This is a genomic window from Massilia frigida (genome assembly GCF_011682175.1).
Taxonomy (GTDB): Bacteria; Pseudomonadota; Gammaproteobacteria; order Burkholderiales; family Burkholderiaceae_D; genus Telluria_A; species Telluria_A frigida.
Genome location: NZ_WHJG01000036.1, coordinates 19,472 through 38,640, shown reverse-complemented (window position 1 = coordinate 38,640; position 19,169 = coordinate 19,472). Strand labels below are relative to the sequence as shown.

Sequence of the window (19,169 nt, the reverse complement as noted above, 5' to 3'; positions counted from 1 at the left end):
GCGATGCGGTGGCTTTTTTTACGCCCGCAAAAAGTATCGTTTAGACAAGTCGCAGCTGAAATATCATGGCCATAATAGCAATGTTGCGTCTTTACGTCCATTACCTGGCTGAACGCGATGCTCTATAATGTCGCTAAGTGCGCGCAATTCCGAGCTTTTCCTCTAAAGCCGCGTTCACAACCTTTTTTTATTTATTGTCGTGTAGAATTGTTTATTGTTAGAAGTTACGTGCCAATCTGTCGCTGGACAGCATACCAGCGTCACCGCCGCAATCTGGTCCCGGCCCTGCGCCGCGCCCTCCGCTTGCAGCACTCCCGCGTTACGCCTGGCGTAGCGCGGGCATAGCGCCCATCCCGCGCCTCTGCTTCCCGCCCACCCTGGCCACACCAAAGCCCGGGTGCCGGGTCCATGCGTACGCAACATCCCTGAACCACCTTAGCCGAATACGGAACACCGATATGTCATTTAAAAATAAGATCCTGTTTGCCGCCATCGTTGCGGTCTCTCCTGCCACCTACGCGCAGACCCAAGTGTCGGGCGCTGGCTCGTCGGCCGCCGAAATCCTGTACGCCTCGATGGCCGCTTCGTACAGCAAGTACGCGCAAGTGAACGTCAAGTACCAGCCCAGCAGCTCCACCGACGGCCTGCAGCAAGTCAAGGCGCGCAAGGTGGACTTCGGCGCCACCGATGTGGCCTTGTCCGCGGACGAGCGCAAGTCGGGCAAACTGCTGTGCTTCCCCACCGCCGTTTCCGGTATTGTGCCGATCATCAACTTGCCGGGCGTTACCAGCGGACAGCTCAAGCTGACCGGCGAGCTGCTGGCGGATATATTCAGCCGCAAGATCACGAAATGGAACGATCCCAAAGTGCAGGCAGTCAATGCCGGCCTGACGCTGCCGGCCCTGCCGATCACGGTCGTGACCCGCCTGGACAGCTCGGGCACCACCTTCAACTTCACCGATTACCTCAGTAAAAGCAGTCCGGAGTGGAAAGCCGCTTACGGCAGCAACTACAGCGTCACCTGGGCAGCCGGCACGACCCCGGTCAAAGGCAGCGCCGGCGTGGTGGCCGCGCTCAGGCAGACCGCCGGCGCGATTGCCTACGTGGACTACCAGTATGCGTCGAAGAACAAGCTGAACTTCGCCCTCCTGAAAAATCGCGACGGCAAGTTCGTCGCGCCAAGCGGTGCCGGCTTCTCGTCGGCGATGAACAATAGCGGATGGGCGACCAAGGGCGCGTACGAGGAAATGCTGACCGACAAACCGGGCGCCGCCAGCTGGCCGATCACCGCCAGTACCTTCGCCATCGTCCCGCTGGTCAGCGGCACGCCCGACAACGCCGTGGCCGTCATCAAATTTTTCACCTGGGGCTTCGTGCACGGCGATGCCGCGGTCGGCGGCACGGCCTTCGTGCGCCTGCCCGACAATGTCCAGGGCCGCATCTTCGGCGAACTGACCACCATTACCGACACGGCGGGCGCGCCGCTCAAATGGTCGCTGGCCGACATGCTCAAGATGCGCTAAGCGTGTCGCACGGCGGCGGCAGCCGCCGTGCGCCTACGAAAAATCCACCAGCTCCGCCTCGGTAAACCCGGCGCGGCGGCGCGCTTCGAGATTGAATGGTCCCTTCAGTACCGGCGCTTCATAGCGCAGCGCCAGTTCCCCGTACGCGGCCTGGGGATCGAGCCCGCGCCGTTCGCACAGATAGCGGTACCAGCGGTTGCCGATCTCCACATGCCCGACCTCGTCGCGCAGGATGATGTCGAGGATCGCCGCCGCCGCCATGTCGCCCGCCTGAGCGATCTTGGCGCGCAGCGGTGGAATCGCATCGAGGCCGCGCGCTTCCAGGGTGCGCGGCACCAGCGCCATGCGCGCCACCACGTCGCCCCTGGTTTTCTCGACCATCTCCCACAAGCTGTCATGCGCCGGAAAGTCGCCGTAGCCGTAACCGAGCACGTGAAGGTGCGCGGCCAGCATCGAGAAGTGATACGCCTCTTCCTTTGCCACCCGCAGCCAGTCGGTGTAATACGCCTCGGGCAGGTCCGGGAAGCGCCACAGCGCATCGAGCGCCAGGTTCATCGCGTTAAATTCGATGTGGGCCAGCGAATGCACCAGCATCGCGCGCCCTTCCACCGTCACCATCGAACGCCGCCCCACCAGGCGTGGCGGCACCAGCAGCGGGCGCTCCGGCCGGCCCGGAATCGGACGGGCCGCGTCAGGCCGCGTCACGTCGAACACCGCGCCATTGTCCACCACCCAGTCACCGGCCAGGTGCGCCTGCGCCAGCGCGGCAATCAGCGCGGTCTTGGTCGCGGGATCGGGTTCAAGTAAGCACTGCAGCGCATGCGCGCGCAGTTCCAGCGATTGCGCCATCGTATAACCCTGTGCGTATAAATCCGGGCAGTATACCAAGCCTGCCCGGCACGGATCAGAAGCGGTACGACTCGCCGTCTTCCGGCACCAGCACGCGCGTCGGATCCATGTTCTTTTCCACGATATGGTCGCGCAGGTCCTTGCGCGTCTGCATGAGGTGGTTCAGGGCTTCCATGTGGATGCCGACCACCGTGGCCTTGGGCGCGAGCTGATAGGCGCGGTACAGGTCTTCCTTGCCCATGATGATCGATCCCTCGAAGCCAAGCACGCGCGCGTAGCCCGTATTGAGGATGATGACATCCGGCCGGAACTGTTTGATCGCCGACTCCACGTCGCCATTCCAGACCGTATCGCCCGCCACGTACACGCTCTTGTAGCCGGCCCGCTCGAACACCACGCCCGAGACGGCACCCATGCGCTTGGCCAGCGGCGACACCATCATCATCTGGTCCGTGCCATGCACCCCGGCCGTCTTGCGCAGGCGCGTCCCCTTGAACACCGTGTCCCCGTCCAGCACCCGCACATCCGTGAACCCATCCTTGCGGATGCTTTGCGCATCTTCTTCATTCTGCGTGAAGATCGGCATATCCTTGCGCAGGCTTTGCTTGGCCGCGTCATCCCAGTGGTCGTCATGCGTATGGGTGACGACGATGGCATCGGCCTTCACCACTTCGCTCAGCGGCAGCGGCAGTTCCACCAGCGGATTGCGCAGATGGCTGTTGTAGGTGCCCCGGAAGCCCGGAAACGCGCCCTTCCTGGCCAGCATCGGATCGACCAGGAAGGTCGTGCCCGCGTACTCCAGCTTGATGGTCGCATTGCGGATTTGCTGAAACTGCACGGCCCCGGCGCTCTGGGTGCCGGCGCTGCCGCCCGTGCCCGCACAGGCAGCCAGCGCGGTGGCAAGGGCGCCGGCGGCGGCGCAGCGCAACAGGGTCGGGCTTGAAATGAGGGACATGCAAATTCTCCTGATAGTGGGGTTAACGAGCCGGGATCTGTTGTTTCCCGAAGACTGAAGCGTATTTTCCGCCCGTACAGGCGCGCCGGACAGTGGCCCGAAGGCCGACATTCGATATAATCGGGCCATGCGAAAATTATCTGCCTCTTCCGCCCCGCGCACGGTGGCCATCGTTGCCTTCGATGGCATCACGCCCTTCCACCTGTCGGTGCCCTGCCTGGTCTTTGGCGCCCATCACGGCGACGGCGCGCCATCCCCATTCGCCGTGCGCGTCTGCGCGCTGGAACACGGGCCGCTGCGGACCTCGGCGGGCTTCGCCATCGCCCCCGAGTGCGGGCTTGAAGCGCTGGACGAGGCCGACATCGTCGTCATGCCCGCGTGGCACGACGACTGCCGCCGCGCGCCGCCAGCCTTGCTGGACGCGCTGCGCCATGCGCATGCGCGCGGCGCGCTGGTGGTGGGCCTGTGCCTGGGCGCCTTCCCCCTGGCCCAGGCCGGCCTGCTCGACGGCCGCAGCGCGACCACGCACTGGGCGGCGGCGGCCGAGCTGGCGCAACTGTATCCCAAGGTCCAGGTCAATCAAGAGGTGCTGTATGTGGACCAGGGCGACGTGCTCACCTCGGCCGGCGTGGCGGCGGGACTCGATTGCTGCCTGCACCTGGTGCGCCAACTGTGCGGTGCCGAGATCGCCAACCGGGTCGCCCGGCGGCTCCTGATCGCGCCGCACCGCGATGGCGGGCAGGCGCAGTTCATCGAACGCCCGCTGCCGGTGTCGAGCAGCGAGGGGCGGTTCTCCCAGGTGCTCGACTGGGTGACACAGCACCTGGGCGAAGCCCACAGCATCGACACGCTGGCCGAACGCGCAGCCATGAGCCGGCGCAACTTCACCCGCCACTTCCGCCAGACGACCGGCACCTCGTTCAAGCAATGGCTCCTGAATCAGCGCACGGCGCACGTCCAGCGCATGCTGGAAACCGGCGATGCCTCGATTGAACGCGTGGCACAGGAAGCCGGCTTCGGCAGTGCACTCTCGCTGCGCCTGCATTTCCGCACCACCCTGCGCACCTCGCCCTCGGCCTACCGCAAACTGTTCCGGTCCGACCAAGGCGCAACGACCTGATTGACATGGTTTTACCCGGAGCCGAACGCCCACGCAATTGCTAATGATTCTCATTTAGCATAAAATCCTGGGCCTTTGCATGAGCTCTTGAAAGTTTTACCATGACCGCACCCCGCCTTCGCCCTCTCTGCTTCGCCATTTCCCTCCTGCGCCCAGGCACTCGCCCAGGGCGGCGGCGCGGTGGAAGCGGTCACCATCACGGCCGTACGCGCCCAGGGCTTCGTGCCCAATTCGGTGTCGGCGGGGAGTTTTCGCGGTGCGGATGTGATGGACGTGCCCTCCACCGTCAACGTCATCACGCGCGAGGTGCTGGACCTGCAAGGCGCCGCCGGCCTGTACGATGCGCTGCGCAATACCGCCGGCGTCACGCGCCAGCAGAATGGCGGGGACACCTGGGACCAGTTGGTCATCCGCGGCATCGCGCTCGACAACCGCACCAACTACCGCTTGAATGGCTCGGTGCCGCTCATGAACTTCTCCCAGGTGCCGATGGAGAACAAGGAGCCCGTCGAAGTCCTCAAGGGCGCATCGGCGCTGTACTACGGCTTTACCTCGCCGGCGGGCGTGGTCAACTTCGTCACCCGGCGCGCCGGCACGGCCCCCATCACCAGCTTCGGCCTGAAACTCGATGACCAGGGCACGGCGATGGCCAACGTCGACATCGGCCGCCGCCTCGGCGGGCAGCAGCAAGTTGGCGTGCGCGTCAACGCCGCCGGTGGCACGCTGGGCAGTTTCCTCGACAACACCGGCGACGGCCGCCGGCGCTTTGCCTCCGCCGCGCTGGACTGGCGCGTCGACAGCCGCCTGCTGCTCAAGGCCGACCTGGAATACGACCGCCGCAAGATCACCGAGCAAGCAGGCGTGGCGCTGCCCGCCGCCGTCAATGGCGTAATCGCCCTGCCACGCACGGTGGACCCGGCACGCCTGGTCGGCCCGGACATCGCCCCATTCAACGCCACCAGCAAAAGCGTGGCCCTGCGCGCCGACTACGCGCTGGCCGAGGGCTGGGCGCTCACGCTCGAAGGCGGCCGCTCGCAAGTGGCGCGCGAACGCAACCTGGCGATTTTCCGCTTCACCAACGCGGCCGCCGTGGCGACGGGCGCCGGGCGCATCGCCGGCAATGCGCAATACAGCGTGCTTGGATCAAGCATCGTGCGCGCGGAGCTGTTCGGCAGCGCCACCACCGGCGCCATCAGGCACGAGATGACGCTGGGCGTGAGCCGCACCGGCAAGACCCAGGACCCGATCTACCAGAACAATTACGCGGTCGCCGCGCAGAACCTGTACGACCCGGTGGCCATCGGCGCCATCACCTCGTGGCGGACGGCGCGCAGCACTACCGGGGCGTGGAGCTGGCGACCCAGGGCCAGTTGACGCGCCAGCTGGCGTGGCAAACATCGGCCCAGTTCCTGCGGCCGGAATTGGCCGGCATCAACGCCAGCTACGACGGCAAGCTGCCGGAAAACGCCGCAAAGCAGACCGCCAGCGCCTTCCTCTCGTATGCTTTCGACGATGCCGTGCCCGGCCTGTCGCTCAACAGCGGCATGTATTACACGGGCCGCCGTCCGGTCAATGACCTGAACCAGGCCTGGCTGGGCGGCGCTACCTTGTGGACCGCCGGCGCGCGCTATGTCAACCAGACCATGGGCAAACGCACCACCTGGCAGGCGAATATCGAGAACCTCGGCGACAAGCGGTACTGGGCCGGCGCTGGCGGACGCCTGGCCGCCGGCGCGCTGCGCACCGTCAAGCTGAGCGTGAAGGTGGACCTGTAAGGGCAAGCAGTTGCCCAGATCGCAGGCTAAACCCGCGAATTGGTGACTATTTGTTAGTATTGCCGAAAATAAAGATAGTAAACTGGGTGAATGACGAGCGCCATGGCGCTTGCCTGGCTGGCGTACCGTTTCGGACGCGGCCACAATGAATCACTCACGTGAAACGGAACCGTATGACATTGACCAGGATCGCCGCTGTACTACTGATGTCGATTCCGTTTGCCGGCTTTTCGGGCAATACTGAACTCGATGAGGCGAAACAGAAAATTGCCAAGCTTGAGGCCCAGCTGGCATTCGAAAAAGCCAAACATCCCGCCCCGGAAACAGTCAAGGTAACGCCGAAAGCCGGCAGCAAAGGCGCGCCGCAAGCAGCGGCGGCGGCTGCAGTTGCCATCGCAAGTGCCCCGGCTGCGCCGACGGGACAGCAGTGGAACTATTCGGCTACAGCGGACAAGATGACGGGAGGCACAACCTATAACGCGGCGGTCAGCAGCAGCAATACGGTGAGTTTCGATTTCCCGTATTCCGGCCAACAACACGGCACCCTGCGCCTGCGCATTGACCGGAAATATGGAAAGGATGTGATATTTTCAATCGAAAAAGGGCAGATTTTGTGTCACTCCTTCCAGGACTGCGTCGTGCTGGTCAGATTCGACGATGAGAAGCCAGCCAAATATGCCGCCGCCGGACCTGCCGATAACAGCTCCGATACCATTTTCATCCGTGGGTATGACAAGTTTTCGGCAAAGCTGCGAAAAGCGAAAACCGTACGGCTCTCGGTCAATATCTATCAGCAAGGCGCACCTGTATTCGAGTTCGATGTCAGTGGGTTCGACCAGGAGAAATTTCAACCAAAGAGCAAATAGGCCGTCAGCGCGCGAGGACGAGCCGATGAATCAGGCAGCCTGGCCGCCTGCCGGACACGCTGTCCAGCCGGCGCGGCAACGGCCCGGCAAGGCGAGCGACCTGGTAGCCGCCGCCAACGCCGCGCGGTTGAAGGACAAGGGCCGTCAGGGAGTGTTCCGCCCCGGCACCCTTGCCGGGTATTGTCCCGATCCGGCGTCTTGTGTACGCCGCATGGTGCGGGCGGCCCTGCCGTCAAGCGCTTAGTTGGAGAACTTGTAGAACAGCTGTTTGACAGCCTCGCCATACGCCTTGTTTTTCAACAGGGCGACCTGGGCCTGGTCGACGGCGGCACGCGAACCGCGCGAGCTGAAGTCGACGTCTTCAAACGGCTCGGGCGAGAACATTTCCCATTGCCCGGTGCGGACGTCGACCAGTGCGACTTTCAGGCGAATGCGCATATGCTGGTTCTCGTCCGGCACGAGTGCGCCCAGGATCGGGAACCACGACACCACCTTGGTGGACATGTTTTCACGGCCCGATTCCAGGATGCCCCAGTAGACCATCATTTTCTCGCTACCACTGCGGGCGGCGGCCAGACGCAGGTGGCCGGCGTAATTGGCCTTGCCCTTCCCTTCCTCGGGCACGCCGCTGAAGGCAATCGGCTGGTAGTACTGCGAAAATGCCTTGACCATCGCCTCGTCGGGAATCAGTGCGCCGGACTGCACCAGCATGACCGCGCTATTCCGGGGAAGCGTCAAGCGCTGGCGCGTCGCCAGCGCCGTGCGGATGGCTTCATCGCTGACCACCGCGTCCTGATCGATACCGAGCACGTTAAATTCCGTCAGTTCGCCGCGGTACTGGGTACTCATCGGCCGTCCGTAACCGCTCGACTGGGCGGGATAACCGGAATCCGAAATGGAACGGGTCGCGCAGCCGGACAGTAGCACCAGCAGGCACAGACCCGTAACCGCGCCACGAACGAGGGAACCTTGTGGAAAACGCATTTTTATCTTTCTATCATGATAGTGAGCGCAGATCATACGGCAATTCGTCCTCTCGGCTCACCAAAAAAACCGGCCTGCCGCGACTAGTTTGTTACCAGACGTTTCACGGCCGGCGCGGCCGGCGCCCACGCTTACGTGTTGCCGCGTCACGCCATTTACATGTCAACCGATCCGTTCGGGTAAGCGCTATGGGTATGGCGCCCCGGAACACGCTCGACTCGCAGCTGTTGCGGCCATGGCCCGGAATTTGCTCAAGTGGGTAGCAGTGGGAGTCGCCTGCATGTGCGGCTGTCACGTGGTGCGCGCATCGATGTCTGCGACAGCGCGCCCGCCGCCCGACTTAACGCCTGATCAACCGAAAGGAAATTTTATGCCTGCACGCCCACACGCCGTTCCATCCGCGGGAACGTTCATCATCATGCAACAGCGCGGGCATGACCGTATCCTGTTCGAAGTCAATGCCGGGAAAATGGTATCCATTCGCGTGGAACCGGACAGCGGCGAACCGGCCGGCACCATGGCGGACGAGGACGGCGCCGCTCGCGCCAGCCTGCTGATGGACACCAAATCAATGTGCTGATCGCCATACGGGCCGGGCACCCAGGTGCGGCACGCCGCCGTACCTGCCCGCCTTCTTGCCTGCGATGAAAGCATGCCCGGAACTGTAGTATTCTGGCGAACAATCACCGAACTACTCTGGATCATGCGGCATGACAGCTCCCACATGCGCCGCCACCGATGTAGCGCCATGGCTCGCCGGCGGTCCGGTCATCGACCTTGCGCCGGCCCTGGCATCCGTGGCGCTGCCATCGCGCCGCTTTCCCGGAACGCCACCATCGCGCGACGCCGACGCCGCCTGGAACACGTATCTCGCGCATGCGCGCCGCAAGTGCAATTTCGTCAGCAAGGAAGACGGCCACCGCGAAGCGGGTGAGCGGGTGCAACACGGCCTGCGCGACGGCTCGCTGCTGTCGGACGTGATACTGCTCGCGGCCCAGACCATCTTCGAAAAAGACCTCAAGCGCGCCGACGGCTCGCCCTTCATCGACTTCCTGGTCGCCAGCAAAGGCTTGCCGCATGCGCTGGCAGTCTTGCTGGAGATGGAAAAATCCTGCCGCCTGCATTCGATGATGGGCGACGTGTACCTGTCCGAGAGCGGCGGACGGCGTTTCTCCCTCGGGCTGGGCGTGTTCTGCGCCACCGAGCTGGCCGTGCGCGCCCACCTGGCCGTGGCCGACGCCGACACCTATGCCCAGTGCGTACAGATGATCCGGCGCGCGCTGCCGACCCTCGAAGCATGCCGCCAGCCGCTGCTCGGCGTGCTGCTGCCCGACGTTCCCGACCTGTCGGACGAACTGGCGCTGCTACCCGACGTCCTGGCCGATGACCAGTCAGCCGCGTGGCTGCGCCTGACCGCCACCGCGCCGGCCAGCCTGGCCGCCCTGGCTGGCCTGAAGGCGCGCGAAGGCTACTGGCACCAGATGTACCATGGCGACCCGGGCGCCGTGGCGAGCCTGGTGCGGGAACGCGGCGTCGACGCGGTCGCGCTGCTGGAAGACGGCGCGGCGATTCCGGCGGCCGGCCGCGCGCTGGCCTGCATCGGCACCCCGGCCTCGATGCGGGCCATGGCGCTCGCCTGCGACGTCAACAAGGATGCGGTAGTGCGCTTTTCCAAAGCCGCGCAGCGCTGGCCGCTGGCCGCCATTGCCGCGCTCAGTGAACTCATTGCCCTTGACGGCGCCGGTCCGGCATCGGCGCGCACGGCCCTGGCAGCGCTGGCGCATGCGCACGCGCAGTCGCTGGCGGCGTTCGCGCCGTGGATTTCGGCCGGCGCCGCGCGCGTACTCGCCGAGATCGGAACCGGCACCACCGCCCCCGCCCCCGCCGACAGCACCGATACAAGCGGCCTGCCGCCGGTGCTGGCCTGCCCGCCATGGAAGGCGGCGCCCAAAAAAGCCGCCGCCCCGCTGCTGCTGGAACCGCTCGCGCTGGCGCCGGTGGAACGCTGGAGCGCCGCCGAGCGCGCCGCCATGATCCACCTCCCCGTTCCCGGCTACGCTCCGGCCGACATCCTGAAAGATCCGGTCCTGGCGGCCAAGCACCTGGGGATACAGAAGCCGCCCTACACCCGGCAGGCGGCAAGCGCCATTACCAACGCCGACGCGGCCGCGCTGATGGCCGCATGGCGGGCTACCGAGGGCACCGGCGGGGGCATGAACAGCTGGGTGCTGGCCAGCTTGCCCGAACCGATGAACGAAGAAGTGTGGAATGCCCTCGACGGCTTCGAGATGCGCGATCCAGGGCATGTGGTGGGCACCTTGGGCGTGCGCGGCCTGCCCGGACTGGCGGCCATGTGCGAACGCCGCCCGGCGCAGGAACTGCGGCACGCCGCCCACATCGGCGCGGTGGAGCTGGCGGTGCCGGTGGCGCGCGCCTGCGCCACGCTCAAGGCCGGCGCCGCCCGCACCGGCGCGCGCGACTGGCTGCTGGCCTATCCCGAGCATGCCGCGTGCGCCCTGATTGCGCCGGCGCTGGGCAAACCCGGCGCGGCCCGCGACCAGGCGCGCGCCGCCCTGCTGCTGCTCGCCACCGCCGGCCATGTACCCCTGCTGATGCGGGTGGCCGCGCGCTACCCGCAAAAAGGGGTGGAAGCGGCCCTGCACGCGCTGCTCGACGCCGACCCGCTCGACCACTATCCCGCCAAGATCGCCAGGCTTCCCGATTTCTGGCAACCGCAAACATGGACCCGGCCGCAGCTTGCGTCGGGCGGCCAGGCCCTGCCCGCCGCAAGCCTGGAGCACATCGGCATCATGCTGCGCTTTCCGCATGCCGATGGCGTGTACGCCGGCGTCACGCAGCTCAAGCAAGCCTGTACCAGCGCGTCGCTGGCGGCCTTTGCGTGGGATGCGTTTCGTGCCTGGACCGATGCCGGTTCCGAATCGCGCGAGAGCTGGGCCTTCACTGCGCTCGGCCTGCTGGGCGACGACGACAGCGCGCGCAAGCTGGCGCCCCTGATCCGCGCCTGGCCGGGCCAAGGACAGCATGCGCGCGCCGTCACGGGACTCGAGGTACTGGCCCGGATCGGCAGCGACACTGCGCTGGTCCTGCTCAACGGCGTCGCCCAGAGGGTCAGGTTCAAAGCCCTGCAAGACCGCGCGCGCGACAAGATCGCCGACCTCGCCGAGGCGCGCGGCTTGAGCGCCGAGGAACTGGAAGACCGCCTGGCGCCCGACCTGGGCCTGGACGCGCAAGGCACCCTGCTGCTCGATTTCGGCGCGCGCACTTTCCTGGTCGGCTTCGACGAAGCGCTCAAGCCCTGCGTGCGCGGCGCCGACGGCAAACGCCTGCCCGACCTGCCCAAGCCGAACCAGGGCGATGACGCAGCCCTGGCCGGCGCCGCCGTGGCGCGCTTCAAGCTGCTCAAGAAGGACGCGCGCACCATCGCCGCGCAACAGGTGCGGCGCCTGGAAATGGCGATGTGCACGCGGCGGCGCTGGGATGCCGGCGTGTTCCACACCTTCCTGGCCGGGCATCCGCTGCTGCGCCACCTGGTGCGGCGCATCGTCTGGGGCGCCTACGAGGCCGACGGCGGCGGCCTGCTCGCCTGCTTCCGGGTCGCGCCCGACGGCGCCCTGACCGACGCCGCCGACGACGCCTTCGCGCTGCCGTCCGGCGCGGCGATCGGCATTCCCCACGCGCTGGAGCTCCCGGCCTCCGATGCCGCCGCTTTCGGCGCCCTGCTGGCCGACTACGAGCTGACCCAGCCCTTTGCCCAGATCGGGCGCGACACCCACACCCTGGACCAGGCCGAACAAGCGGCCGAGCGCCTGCTGCGCTGGAACGGCACGCTGGTGCCCACGGCGCGCGTGCTCGGCCTGGCCGAGCGGGGCTGGCGGCGCGGCACCCCGCAAGACGGCGGTGCCATCCACGACTTCTTCAAGTTCGTGGCGCCGCAACGCATTGTGGTGCTGCGCCTCGATCCGGGCATCTTCGCTGGCGCGGCCGACATCGCCCCCGAACAGACGCTGCGCGAACTCGAAACCGGTGCGGGCGACAAGTGGGGTAGCGTGGATCACCCCGAACCGATGTCGACCCTCGATCCGATCGCGGCCAGCGAACTGATTCGCGATGTGGAGGCGCTGTGGGCGTGAAGGTGAAGTTCGAGGGCTGATCCACTCTCCAGGAAACGTAACAGGGCGCAATCGGCCCTGATTAAGCCTCATCCTTCCCGCCGTTGCCACCAGATGGCCGCAACGGCCGGGCATGACCTTATAACGATTTCTCAGGAGAATGAAATGACCACGACAAACAATGCACAACGCAGACTGCTGCTACAGGCCGCTGCCGGGATCGGCGCGGCTGGCCAGTTCGGGCTCGGTAACGCCGCCGCAGCCGCACTGGCACCGGCGGCAAGCGGCAAGCCCGGCGATTTCGATTTCCTGTCGGGCGAATGGACCATCCACCACAAGCAGTTGAAGGAGAAGCACTGGGACTCGTTCGACGGCGAAGCGACCGTGGTCGGCATGCTGGGCGGCCTGGCCAGCGTCGAAGAGTTGCGCATTCCAGCACGACATTTCAGCGGCATGGGGCTGCGCATCCTCGACGTCGAGAAAAAGCTGTGGGCCGACCACTGGTGCAACCGAAAGAACGGGGTACTCAATCCAGCCTCGTGGGGCAGTTTCAGCAACGGCGTCGGCACCTGGGACAGCGCCGATGTCGAGGAGGGCAAACCGGTCATTACGCGCGGCGTATGGGACCGGATCGGCGCCAACTCGTGCCGCTGGTACCAGGCGGTCTCGCGCGACGGCGGCGCCAACTGGGAAGAAAACTGGATCATGGACTGGCAGCGGGCCGCGATTCGCCTGCCGTGAACGCCGACAGGATCTGACTCAATTTGCTATGCTCGCCTGACCAGGGCGACGCATTGCTGTGCTGCCCGCCGTCGACGCGAGATTGGATGACGCTGGCCATGCATACGGTTATTGACGATGTGGACGATGCCGCGCGCGTACGCGCGCTTGAGGCGCTCGCCTTGCTCGACACGCCGCCTGAAGAGCGCTTCGACCGGCTGACCAAGACCATCAACGATACCCTCGGGCACGCCGGCGGCGACGCAGTGCTCAAGGAATTCGGCCGCCGCCTGACCGCAGCGGTGAGGAAAACCGGCACCGTCTGCCGTCTCGCCGGGGACGAATTCAGCATCACCCTGGAAAACGTGGAGTCGGCCGCCGAATGCGACACGGTCGGGTAGAAGCTGGTGGCCGCGATGGCGCTGGCCTTCGATGTCCTTGGCCAGCCGTGCAGCGTGTCGGCCAGCATCGGCATCGCCTGGTGCCCGCATCAGGCCGCCACAGCGCAGGTGCTGGCCACGCATGCGGACGCGGCCCTGTACGGCGCCAAGCATGCGGGCAAAAACCAGTATCGTGTCGCCGGCGTGCCCTGACGATGGCGCGCCGGCCTGACTATCGGCAACTCTCAAGGTGACATCATGACCGTGTTCGCGGATTTCCTGGCGCAGATCGCCGATCCACAGCAACGTGAACGTACGCAAGCCGTTCTCGATTGGGTAGGCGAAAAGTTCCCGCAACTGGATGGGAAAATCGCCTGGAACCAGCCGATGTTCACCGATCACGGCACCTTCATCATCGGTTTCAGCCTGGCCAAGCCGCATCTGGCGGTCGCGCCCGAAGCGGCGGCGATCGATCATTTTGCCAGGGAGATCGAACAGGCTGGCTATGAACATACCAAACTGTTGATCCGCATTCCGTGGAACCGCGATGTCGATTTCCCACTCCTCCAGCGAATTGTCGAATTCAATATGCTAGACAAAATGCATTGCGCGACCTTCTGGCGCAAGCAAAAAACACGGGCATCGTCCTGACGCGGCCGTTCAGGTCGACCGGACTTGTCCTACCGCAGAGAACTTCCCCTGTAGAATTGCACAATTGCAATTTTACTTCGAATTCTCATGGCCACGACTGCCCACTTCCCTTCGCTTCACCACCCGCGCCGGTTCGCCGCGCTTGCCGTCATGCTGGCGACCGTATGCTCCCAGTCGCTGGCCCAGCGCAGCGAGACGCCCCTGACTATCCCGGTCGCGCCAGCTGCGGGTACGTACAGCACCAACGCCGCCCTTCGCACGGCCGAACACCGCGAATGCGGCAAGCCGGAGTATCCCAAAGCCGCCTTGCGCTACGACCAGCAAGGCACGGTCACGCTGGCCTTCCTGATCGGCGTCGATGGTGTGGTAAAGGATTCCAAGATCGTCAAGTCGAGCGGTTTTCAACTGCTCGACATCGCCGCCCACAATGGACTCGTGCCCTGCAAGTTCAAGCCGGCGCAGGTGGACGGCACGGCGATCGAATCCTGGATGCAAATGCAATACGTCTGGACGATCGACAATTCGGCCGTGGAAGGAACGGCGGCCACACTGGCCGACACGCGCGCGGCGGCCGAGCGCGGCGAACCGCAGGCGCAGTACGCGCTCGGCATCAGCTACATGGATGGCGCGGGCGTGGCGCGAGATCCGGCCCAAGCCTTGGCATGGTGGCGCAAGGCGGCGGCGCAAGACCACGCGGCCGCCCATATGGCGGTGGGCCTGGCCTTCCACCTCGGGATTGGCGAAAAGCAGGACCCGGCACAGGCGGCGAGTTGGTACCGCAAGGCGGCCGACCTGGGCCTGCCCCAAGCGCAGCACAGGATGGGCATGCTGGCGATGGGCCAGCCCGGCTACGCCCGCGACGTGGACGCGGCGCGCGAATGGTTCCGCAAGGGCGCCGCGCAAGGATACGCACCGAGCCAGGCGTTTTACGGCGGGTTGCTGATGAAAGAAGTTTCTCCTGAGTGGATTGAGCACGGCCTCGCGCTGGTGCGCAAGGCGGCCGCGCAAAACGACGTCCAGGGGCAGTTTCTCCTCGGGCGCTGCTACGAAAACGGCAACGGCGTGGCACGCGATGTGGCCCAGGCCGCAGCCCTGTACGAACAAGCGGCGCTGAACGGCAGCAAACCGGCGCAGGAATCCATTGCCGCGATGTACGAACAGGGCCGTGGCGTGGCGGCCGACCCGGTCAAGGCGGCCAAATGGCGCAAGATTGCGGAAAAGCCGCTCCCGCAGCCGCGCTGAGCCCGAACGCCGGCCGCAAGGGATTTTTCCATAGGGAATGCAACCATGTAAAATTGGAACAATGAAATTTTCCCCTGAGTCTGCATGAGCTTCCCTGTCCCCCTCTCCCGCTTGCCGCGCCGGCTTGCCCTCATGATCGCCGTGCTGACGGCCATGTCCAGCAACGCGCTTGCGCAACAAAACATGGGCGCTCGCTCGCCCACGAGCGTGGTACCCCTGTTAGTGAAGAACGGTAAAGCGACCGAGCCCGTGGCCGAGTTCCGCTCCTGCTCCAAGCCGGTCTATCCCAAAGCCGCCCTGTACGGCGAGCAGGAAGGGACGGTCACGCTGGCGTTTCTGATCGGCAGCGACGGCGCAGTCAAGGAGGCCAAAGTAGTCAAGTCGAGCGGCTTTCCTTTGCTCGACCTGGCTGCCCAGGAAGGCATCCGGCGCTGCATGTTCAGGCCCAGCCGCATCGACGGCAAACCGGTGGTCGCATGGACGAAGATGCAATACGTCTGGACCCTGGACGGACCGACCCCGGCCGAGGCTGCCGCCGCCCTGCCTGCCGCCCTCGCAAATGCAGAACGCGGCGATCCCGCAGCGCAGTACAAGCTGGGGTCGATCTACATGGATGGCGACGGCGTCGTGCGCGACCCCGCGCAAGCCTTCGCGTGGTGGCGCAAGGCGGCGGAACAAGGTCATGTCTGGGCCATCTACAGCCTGGGCGCCGCGCTTCACTTCGGCGTTTCCGGCAAGCCAGACCTGGCACAGGCCATGATCTGGTATCGCAAGGCCGCCGAGCTGAACATGCCCGAGGCGCAGCACATGATGGGAGTCCTGACACTCGAAGGTATCGGGGTGCCCGTTGACGAAGTTGTGGCGCGGGAATGGTTTCGCAGGGCGGCCATGCAACGATTGGCGGTCAGCCAAGCGTATTTTGCTGGGTTCCTGCTCAACAAGAACACGCCGGACATGCTAGCGCAAGGCATTGCATTGCTGCACAAGGCCGCGGCGCAAGACGATTTCACGGGAAAGTTCCTCCTCGCGCAATGCTACGACACCGGACGCGGCGTGCCGCAGGATAAAGCCATGGCGGTGACGCTGTACGAAAAGGCGGCGCTCGGCGGCAGCAAGCCGGCGCAGCGTCTCATGGCCACGATGTACGAACGCGGCGAGGGTGTGACGGCCGACCCGGTCAAGGCGACTCAGTGGCGCATGGCCTCGCAAATACGGCCCCCGCGCCCGCGCTGAGTCAGGTCGGCTTGCCGGCCAGGGCCGCGCGGATGGTGCCGACCTTGTCGCGCACCGCGCCGCGCGTTTCGTGCGCGCGCGAGACCACCTGTACATCGATCGACAGCAGGCGCGCCAGTGCCGGCGGCAGCGCGCGGTAAGCCACGCCGATGCGCGAGGTGGCCTGCATCGACTGCGGGCACAGGGCCACGCCCTCGCCCGCCGCCACCTGCGCCAGCAGCATCGTGAAGTCCTTCGGTTCGAGGCGGCGCGGCGCCGCGTAGCCGAAGTCCCTGAAGCTGCGCTCGCACTTGTCGTAGTAGGCGGGATTGTCGGTGCGCGAAAACCAGAACAGGGGCATGGCGCCCAGTGCGGCCAGGTCCACCTCGGCCTGCGCGGCGGCCGGATGGGAGGCTGGCAGGACCACGATCATCGGTTCGCTGCCGACCGTCTCGACCGCTAGGTCATCGGCGGGCGTGGCGATATCGCCGACGATCGCCAGGTCGAGCTCGCCGCTGCGGACGCGCTCGACCAGGCGCTTCGACCAGGCACGCTCCAGCGCGCGTCCGCCGGTGAAGGCCGGATCGGTGACGAGCGCGTTCAGCCCGGGCATCAGGGAATGATTGATCACGCTGGTCAGGCCCATGCGCACGGTGGCCGCATCGTCATCGTGACAATCGGCCTTCACGCCGGCGACCGCCGCGTCCAGCGCCAGCAGGACGCGGTGGGCCTCGTCCTTGAAGGCTTCACCGGCCGTGGTCAGGCTGACCCGGTGAGTGTCGCGCACGATCAGTTGCACCCGGAGCAGGTCTTCCAGGCCCTTGATCTGGCGCGACAGCGGCGGCTGCGACATGTTCAGCAGCTCGGCGGCACGGCGGAAATTGAGTTCCTGCGCCACCGCGAGATAGCACTGCAAGGTCCTGGTGCTGGGTAAGTGCTTCGACAGCATGAGCATGACAATGTCTCCGGAACCGGTTCTTCGTTGCCTATTATCCCATCCTTCCGCCACGCCGCTCAGCCCAGCGCCAGCGCCTCCCGCGCAACGCCACGCCGCATAAGGGTTGCGCCAAGCCGATGCGAGGCGACGCGCAGCACGTCGCTGGGATTGAACACTGACGGGGCGGATGGCGCGCCAAGTTCGTCCAGCAGGCCGCGTCCCAGCCGCACGAGCCGGCGGTAACCGTCGTCCAGCCAGGGTTCCCACATCGATCCAAGCGGCTGTTCGAGAATGTTCCCCAAGCCGTACAGGGAACCAAAGCCGAAGCTGACCGGATTGACCGTACCATCCGGTTCGAGCACAAGCACGCCGAGCAGGTCGGCTGGCCGCGCGTCCGTATCGCCGGCGCCGGCGGCGCGGGCATAGATCATGCAGGGCCGCGCGATGACGCAATTGCGGTGCACCAGGTCGGTGTGCACGCCCATCTTCCCGGCGTACGCCGCCGCGAGCAGCGTGCCGGCCAGGTACAGCAGGTTGGCGTCGTCGGGGCCGAGCACGGCGTCGGCCATGGTGGTGAGCGCGCGTCCGGCCGCCGAGATCGGGTGCAGCTGGAGCGCCGCCGCGCCCTGGTCGCAGGCCAGCGCGGCCAGTTCATCGATATCATCCAGGTTCTCGCCGCTCACGCCGCAGATGATGTGAAAGCCGATGCCGGCGTCGGCCAGCAGGCGGATGCTGTGCAGCACGCCGGCGAAGGCGCGCGGCCGGCGGCGCAGGGCGTCGTGCGTGGCGCCCAGGCCGTCGATGCTGACCGCCACCGTGTCGACCTGGCGCAGGATGTCCAGGTTGCTCCGGTGCGGCACCAGCAGGCCGTTGGTGATGAGCGCCGTCTGCATTCCGCAGTCCTTCGCCAGCGCCACCACATCGGCCAGCCACGGGTAGAGCAGCGGCTCGCCGCCCGAGATGGCGAGCCGGGTGTAGCCCCACGCCGCCGCCTGCCGGATCGCGCCGCCGGCCTGCTCGAAGCTGAGCAGGCCGGCGGCGTGCGGGGCGCTGTCGGAATAGCAGTGCGCACACGCCAGGTTGCATCTGCGCAGAGGATGCAGATGGAAGATGGCGCTGGCGGTCGGGCCGGCGCCAGGCGTGGCGGCGGCGTTCATTTCAGGCCGACCTTGACATGCATGCGCCAGAGATCGCGTACCGGAATGCCGTAAGGGAAAATCTCGATGCGGCGCAGCTCGGGATGCTTCTGGATTTTCATGATCGCCGCCTCCAGCCCGGCCATCGGCACCGAGGTTTTCAGGACCAGGGCGTCGGGATTGAGTATGCCGTCCGGGAAGATGTCGTCGAATTTGAACCCCATGTCATGCAGCTCGGCCACCGAATCGGTGAGACCGGCAATCTGCTCCTTGGTGTAGTGATAACGCAGGCGCGCCGTCAGCGCGGTGCTCAGGTCGGTTGGCTTAGACATGTGCGGGCTCCATGATGGTTTTGCTGATCAGAACGGAAAGATCGGACAGCAGTTTCAGTACGGCATCGTATTTGTCGATGGTAAAAACCAACAATTGCAGCGCGTCGGTCAGGGCCTTGCTACGCGCCACCGTCTCGGCCGACGGCGGCCGGACCTGGATTCGTTCTTGAAGGATGTCGATGATGGCGTTGTTGACCGTGTTGCGGCGCTCGCGCAGCTTGGCCAGCACCATGTACACCTTCGCCCGGTCCTTCAGGCTGGCGGTTTCGTATTCGATGGTGACGTCGGCGATGGCGCGCTGCAAAATGGTTTCGACGCTTTGCAGCCAGGGTAATGCTGAGTCGGACATATTGTTCT

Annotated in this window: 16 protein-coding genes and 2 pseudogenes; 11 read left to right on the top strand and 7 right to left on the bottom strand. The window is 65.6% G+C overall.

Features of this window, described 5'->3' with window-relative positions:
• The first annotated feature begins 458 nt into the window (after nt 1-458).
• Nucleotides 459-1,523, top strand: a complete 1,065-nt coding sequence (gene pstS, locus F2P44_RS26340) for a phosphate ABC transporter substrate-binding protein PstS (protein ID WP_167091078.1) — start codon at nt 459-461, stop codon at nt 1,521-1,523.
• A 33-nt stretch (nt 1,524-1,556) separates the two neighbouring features.
• Here pstS and F2P44_RS26335 read toward each other — a convergent pair whose 3' ends face one another.
• Together F2P44_RS26335 and F2P44_RS26330 are read right to left on the bottom strand one after the other, a co-directional pair.
• Complete coding sequence (locus F2P44_RS26335; RefSeq protein ID WP_167091075.1) at nt 1,557-2,372, bottom strand: ferritin-like domain-containing protein; 816 nt, start codon at nt 2,370-2,372, stop codon at nt 1,557-1,559.
• Nucleotides 2,373-2,427: 55 nt separating this feature from the next.
• Nucleotides 2,428-3,327: an MBL fold metallo-hydrolase gene (locus tag F2P44_RS26330; RefSeq protein ID WP_167091072.1), complete on the bottom strand. Its 900-nt coding sequence runs from the start codon at nt 3,325-3,327 to the stop codon at nt 2,428-2,430.
• 127 nt (nt 3,328-3,454) lie between these two features.
• Between F2P44_RS26330 and F2P44_RS26325 the strand changes: the two genes are divergently transcribed.
• The 3 genes and pseudogenes from F2P44_RS26325 (at nt 3,455) to F2P44_RS26315 (ending at nt 7,088) form a co-directional block, all read left to right on the top strand.
• Entirely contained in the window at nt 3,455-4,447 is a 993-nt protein-coding gene (locus F2P44_RS26325; RefSeq protein WP_167091069.1) for a GlxA family transcriptional regulator, read from the top strand.
• 180 nt (nt 4,448-4,627) lie between these two features.
• Nucleotides 4,628-6,222: pseudogene (locus tag F2P44_RS26320) on the top strand (TonB-dependent siderophore receptor); the annotation flags it as partial.
• Between the two features lie 173 nt (nt 6,223-6,395).
• Nucleotides 6,396-7,088, top strand: coding sequence for a hypothetical protein (locus F2P44_RS26315; protein WP_167091066.1), 693 nt, complete (start codon nt 6,396-6,398; stop codon nt 7,086-7,088).
• A gap of 240 nt (nt 7,089-7,328) precedes the next feature.
• On the opposite strand, the gene F2P44_RS26310 is transcribed toward F2P44_RS26315, so the two are convergent.
• The gene (locus F2P44_RS26310) at nt 7,329-8,072 is read right to left on the bottom strand and encodes a lipoprotein YafT (protein WP_167091063.1); all 744 of its coding nucleotides are present in this window, start codon (nt 8,070-8,072) and stop codon (nt 7,329-7,331) included.
• 370 nt (nt 8,073-8,442) lie between these two features.
• Here F2P44_RS26310 and F2P44_RS26305 point away from each other — a divergent pair, with 370 nt between their 5' ends.
• From F2P44_RS26305 to F2P44_RS26270, 7 genes and pseudogenes are all read left to right on the top strand, one after another.
• Complete coding sequence (locus tag F2P44_RS26305) at nt 8,443-8,652, top strand: hypothetical protein (RefSeq protein ID WP_167091060.1); 210 nt, start codon at nt 8,443-8,445, stop codon at nt 8,650-8,652.
• Between the two features lie 130 nt (nt 8,653-8,782).
• Nucleotides 8,783-12,223, top strand: a complete 3,441-nt coding sequence (locus F2P44_RS26300; protein ID WP_167091057.1) for a DUF4132 domain-containing protein — start codon at nt 8,783-8,785, stop codon at nt 12,221-12,223.
• Nucleotides 12,224-12,367: 144 nt separating this feature from the next.
• Nucleotides 12,368-12,943, top strand: coding sequence for a hypothetical protein (locus tag F2P44_RS26295; protein ID WP_167091054.1), 576 nt, complete (start codon nt 12,368-12,370; stop codon nt 12,941-12,943).
• Between the two features lie 86 nt (nt 12,944-13,029).
• Nucleotides 13,030-13,515, top strand: a pseudogene (locus tag F2P44_RS35825) (diguanylate cyclase domain-containing protein).
• A gap of 45 nt (nt 13,516-13,560) precedes the next feature.
• Entirely contained in the window at nt 13,561-13,953 is a 393-nt protein-coding gene (locus tag F2P44_RS26280; RefSeq protein WP_167091045.1) for an iron chaperone, read from the top strand.
• An 87-nt stretch (nt 13,954-14,040) separates the two neighbouring features.
• On the top strand, nt 14,041-15,195 hold the full coding sequence (locus F2P44_RS26275) for a TonB family protein (RefSeq protein ID WP_167091042.1): 1,155 nt from the start codon (nt 14,041-14,043) through the stop codon (nt 15,193-15,195).
• A gap of 84 nt (nt 15,196-15,279) precedes the next feature.
• Nucleotides 15,280-16,428 carry a TonB family protein gene (locus tag F2P44_RS26270; protein WP_167091039.1) on the top strand — a complete coding sequence of 383 codons (1,149 nt, stop codon included), beginning with the start codon at nt 15,280-15,282 and terminating at the stop codon, nt 16,426-16,428.
• A 1-nt stretch (nt 16,429) separates the two neighbouring features.
• Here F2P44_RS26270 and F2P44_RS26265 read toward each other — a convergent pair whose 3' ends face one another.
• From F2P44_RS26265 to F2P44_RS26250, 4 genes are read right to left on the bottom strand one after another with little or no spacing between them, the layout of a single operon-like run.
• Nucleotides 16,430-17,362 (bottom strand): LysR family transcriptional regulator, encoded by a 933-nt coding sequence (locus F2P44_RS26265; protein ID WP_167091036.1) that lies wholly within the window; start codon nt 17,360-17,362, stop codon nt 16,430-16,432.
• 59 nt (nt 17,363-17,421) lie between these two features.
• A complete protein-coding gene (locus F2P44_RS26260) occupies nt 17,422-18,501 on the bottom strand; it encodes a radical SAM protein (RefSeq protein ID WP_167091032.1) in 1,080 nt (359 codons plus the stop codon).
• The gene (locus F2P44_RS26255; protein WP_167091029.1) at nt 18,498-18,812 is read right to left on the bottom strand and encodes a hypothetical protein; all 315 of its coding nucleotides are present in this window, start codon (nt 18,810-18,812) and stop codon (nt 18,498-18,500) included. Before F2P44_RS26255 ends, F2P44_RS26260 begins: the two co-directional genes overlap by 4 nt.
• Nucleotides 18,805-19,161: a hypothetical protein gene (locus F2P44_RS26250; protein WP_167091026.1), complete on the bottom strand. Its 357-nt coding sequence runs from the start codon at nt 19,159-19,161 to the stop codon at nt 18,805-18,807. The genes F2P44_RS26255 and F2P44_RS26250 overlap by 8 nt, the downstream gene beginning before the upstream one ends.
• Nucleotides 19,162-19,169: the final 8 nt, after the last annotated feature.